This is a genomic window from Kitasatospora sp. NPDC101176, assembly GCF_044768035.1.
In the GTDB taxonomy this organism is placed as follows: Bacteria; Actinomycetota; Actinomycetes; order Streptomycetales; family Streptomycetaceae; genus Kitasatospora.
This window is the reverse complement of the sequence record NZ_JBIWPA010000063.1, coordinates 1-4,070: the sequence shown is the minus strand read 5'-3', so window position 1 is coordinate 4,070 and position 4,070 is coordinate 1. Positions and strand designations below refer to the sequence as shown.

Below are 4,070 nucleotides of genomic sequence, written 5' to 3'. Positions count from 1 at the left end.
CGGCGGAGACCACCACGGTGTGGGACACCCCGGGGGTGTTGTCCACGAAATTGGTGATCAGCCAGTTCAGGTTCTGTGCGGCCTGGCTCATCTGAGTCAACTCAACGCTCCTGGTGGTTCGAGCCGCCGAAGAGATCGGTGCTTCGGTTCTGCTGTCCGTTGCCGGACGGGTCTACCTGATCGGGGTCGATCCGGAAGCTTCCGGTGTTTCCCGCGCTGCGGCCCTGCTCCACGCCGCGGCGCAGGTTGGTGAGCCGCCCGCGGACCTCCTCGGGGCTGCGGGAGACCTGCGGCCCTTCCTGCGGAGTGGGCTTGGCGTTGCCCGCCACCAGGTTCTGCTTGGGCACGCGCCGGGGCAGGCCTGCCCCGGTGGTCCCGCCGGAGGCGGGCTCGCGGGTCTGCTCGGCCCGCTGCCAGGCGCCGTCGTTGGGCGACTGCCAGGGGGAGGTCGTCGGGCCGGTCGGGCCGTACCCGCCGAGCCCCGACACGTCGTGGCCGCGCGGTTCGTCGACCGACGAGGTGTCCTTGGCACCGGCGAACCAGTTCGGGGTCTCGCCACCGGCTCCGCCGTCCGCCGGGGTGGCCGGGGCGGTGAAGCTGCCGCCGGCCAGCTGCTGGCCGGGGCGGCGCTGCGGCAGCCCGGACGGCAGGGTGGCGGCGGGTTCGGCGGCGGGCAGGGCCGGGGGCTCCGGGGCGTACGGGTGGCCGGCGGGGGCCTCCGCGGCCTGCTGGCCGTACTGGTCGCCGCCGTAGCCGTCCTGGTAGCCCTGGTAGTCCTGGCCCTGGTAGTCCTGGCGGCCGTACTGGTCGTCGGCGTAGCCGGACTGCTCGTAGCCCTGCTGCGGGTACTGGCCGTACTGGTCCTGGCCGTACTCGTCCTGCTGGTCGTAGCCCTGCTGGTAGCCGTACTGGTCGTCGGCGTAGCCGGACTGCTCGTAGCCCTGCGGGGCGTACTGGTCGTAGCCGCCCTGCTGGTACTCCTCCTCGACCTCGGCGTCGAGCACCGGCATCTCGGAGGTGTTCGGGCCGCCCTCCAGGGCCGCGGCGCGGCGCACCTGGTCCAGGCGCTGCGAGCGCTGGACGGCCTCCAGCGCCGGGCTGAAGCCGGAGGAGCCGGCCTGGCCGGTGCCGGTCAGGTGGTCGTCGAAGCCCAGCTCGGCGGCGCTGCGCGGGCGGCCGTCGGGCGCCCACTCGGAGGTCGGCTCCTGCTCGGCGAAGATCCGGGAGACGGTGAACTGCTCCTCGGGCTCCGGGGCGGCGTTCGACTGGGTGACGAACGGCGGGAGCATGACCAGCGAGGTGGTCCCGGCGGACTCGCCGGAGGGGCGGAGCTGGACGCGGACGTCGTGCCGCTGGGAGAGCCGGCCGACCACGAAGAGGCCCATGCGGCGGGAGATGGTGGCGTCGACGGTCGGCGGCTCGGCCAGCTTCTCGTTGATCTCGGCGAAGTCGTCGGCGGTGAGGCCGATGCCCTTGTCGTGGATCTCGACCAGCACGCGGCCGTCCGGCAGGCGGGTCGCGTTGACCAGGACCCGGGTCTGCGGGCTGGAGAACGAGGTGGCGTTCTCGAGCAGCTCGGCGAGCAGGTGGACGAGGTCGGTCACGGCGGCGCCGACGACCTCGACCTCCGGGATGCCGGACAGCTCGACGCGCTCGTACTGCTCCACCTCGGAGGCGGCGGCGCGGAGCACGTCGACCAGCGGGACCGGGGTGTTCCAGCGGCGGCCGGCCTCCTCGCCCGCGAGGACGAGCAGGTTCTCACCGTTGCGGCGCATACGGGTGGCGAGGTGGTCCAGCTTGAAGAGGTTCTCCAGCTGGTCCGGGTCGGCCTCGTTGTTCTCCAGGTCGGTGATCAGCGCCAGCTGGCGCTGGATCAGGCCCTGGCTGCGGCGCGACAGGTTGGTGAAGATCGCGTTGACGTTCCCTCGCAGCAGGGCCTGCTCGGCGGCGAGCGCCACGGCCTGCTGGTGGACCTGGTCGAAGGCCCGGGCGACCTCGCCGATCTCGTCCTTGCCGTGCAGCGGGATCGCGGCGACGGAGGTGTCGACCCGGTCGGGGTCGGTCTTGGAGAGCTTCTCGACCAGGTCCGGCAGGCGGTGGTCGGCGATCTCCAGGGCCGCGCTGCGCAGGGTGCGCATGCCGAGGATCATCGAGCGGGCGACGTAGCCGGTGAGCAGACCGGCCAGGATCAGCGCCGCGACGACGATGATCGTGTTGAGGACGGCGTCGTAGAGCGCGTTGTCCTTCAGGTTGCGGGAGTCGGTGAGGACGTCGTCCAGCAGGACGACTTCGGTGCTCCGCAGGGCCTGGATGTGGGTGTTGGCGGCCTGGTTCCAGTTGTCCGGGGTCAGACCGGCGCCCTTGGCCTCGGCGTAGGCGGCGTCGGCGGCGGCCTTGCCCTTGCTCTGGCCCTCGGCGGCGGCCTGGCTGTAGGCGGCGCCCAGGGCGAGCAGGCTCTGCATGGTGGGCGCGGAGCCGTTGGGCATCTTGTACGCCGAGCGCTCCTGCGCGGCGGCCTGGGCGACCTGCGCGTCGGAGTACTTCTTGGCGTCCTCGGGGGCGCTACCGGTGTTGAACTCGGTGAGCGACACCTGCTCCAGCTTCTCGGCGACGAGGATCTGCTGGATCATGTCGGAGTTCTCGTACCGGGTGGTGGTCCCGGCGGAGATGCCGACGAGCAGGTGCAGCATCAGTGCGCGCTGCGTCGACGCGGAGGCCTTGGCCAGCGACATCGCGTAGATCGCGCGGCCCTTGCTGGTGGCGTTGGTGGAGCCCATGCCGACCGAGTTGTCGTAGGACAGCAGCGGGGCGAACATCACCGAGTAGGCGCTGGCGGTGGCGCTGGCGAACAGCTCGGGGCCGTACGCATTGGCGCGCAGGTGCGGCAGGTTGACCACGAGGTTCTCGAAGGCCTCGTGGCGGCGCGGCAGCTCACCGGACTTGTCGGAGGCCGCGTAGGCCGCGTTGTACGCCTTCAGCGCCGTGTCCGTGTCGGACCGGGCCTTGGCGACCAGGCCGGCCGGGTCCTGCTTGGTGAGCAGGGGTATCAGCGTCTTGTCGCGCTCGTTCTCGAGCGCCTCGGCGAGTTCGGTGGCCGCCTTGGCGAGCTCGGCGGTCTTCTCGGCGCGGGAGGCCTTGATGTAGCCGTCGACCGAGGTGTTCACGCGGAGGCCGCCGAAGACGAGACTGATGATCACGGGGATCAGCAGGATCGCGATCAGGCGGGTCGGCACGCGCCAGTTCCGCGGGCGGAGGAAGTCGTAGCGACCGGAGCCGCCGTCGCCGTCCTGGCCGCCGCCCGGCGGTTCCTTGGACGCGGCCGCGGGCTGCAGCACCGGGGAGGCGGGTGAGCGCTCCTCGGTGGGCGTGAACGCGGAGAATCCGGCCGGGTCCTTTGCGGTACCGTTCGGCTCGCTCTGGCGGGGCTCGGAGCGCCGCTGCGGGGCGGGTTGCTGCTTACGCCTCACTCGACAACTACCTCTCGGCCGACTGCCGGCCATGGATCAATCCAGCGCTACCCCCGGGCCCTGGCCCGTCACCGGGTGGGCCGGCACGAGAGCAATCAGGGGTAGCTGGAATTTCAGCACGTGCAGGGATGGGGGACAAACAGCCGTCGGATGGCACCCGCGTCGGCACAATCTGGACATTCACCGACATGACGGAGCAAAACCGTGGTCATCTGGCGCTGAGTGACGCTAATTCACCACGGAGAGTCACTGTTGATCACAAAATGCCTACCGAACTGTTATCCGCTGCTTATACACGGGTCTTGCGCGGTGCCCCCGGACGACACCGCCCGGTAAGCGCGGCCACCCCGGGGGTCCGTCGCGGTGACGGACCCCCGGGGCGTGCGGCCTGCTCCGCACCCCTCGTCGGCCTCAGCGGAGGCGGGCGAGGAGGGCGTGTTCGACGAGGGTGATGAGGGCGCTCTTGGCGCTGTCGCGCCGGCGGGCGTCGAGGGTGACGACCGGGGTGTCGGCGCTGAGCTGGAGGGCCTCGCGGACCTCGTCGGGGGTGTGGGGCTGGTGTCCGTCGAAGCCGTTGAGGGCGACGACGAAGGGGAGTCCGCT

General features: G+C 71.2%; 1 protein-coding gene and 2 pseudogenes. All 3 read right to left on the bottom strand.

Going from position 1 to position 4,070, the window contains the following annotated elements; translation table 11 throughout:
• A pseudogene (locus ACIRS1_RS38355) lies at positions 1–91 on the bottom strand (roadblock/LC7 domain-containing protein); the annotation flags it as partial.
• A 10-nt stretch (positions 92–101) separates the two neighbouring features.
• Positions 102–3,467: a nitrate- and nitrite sensing domain-containing protein gene (locus ACIRS1_RS38350; protein ID WP_402847303.1), complete on the bottom strand. Its 3,366-nt coding sequence runs from the start codon at positions 3,465–3,467 to the stop codon at positions 102–104.
• 411 nt (positions 3,468–3,878) lie between these two features.
• Positions 3,879–4,070 (bottom strand): annotated as a pseudogene (locus ACIRS1_RS38345) (ATP-binding protein); the annotation flags it as partial.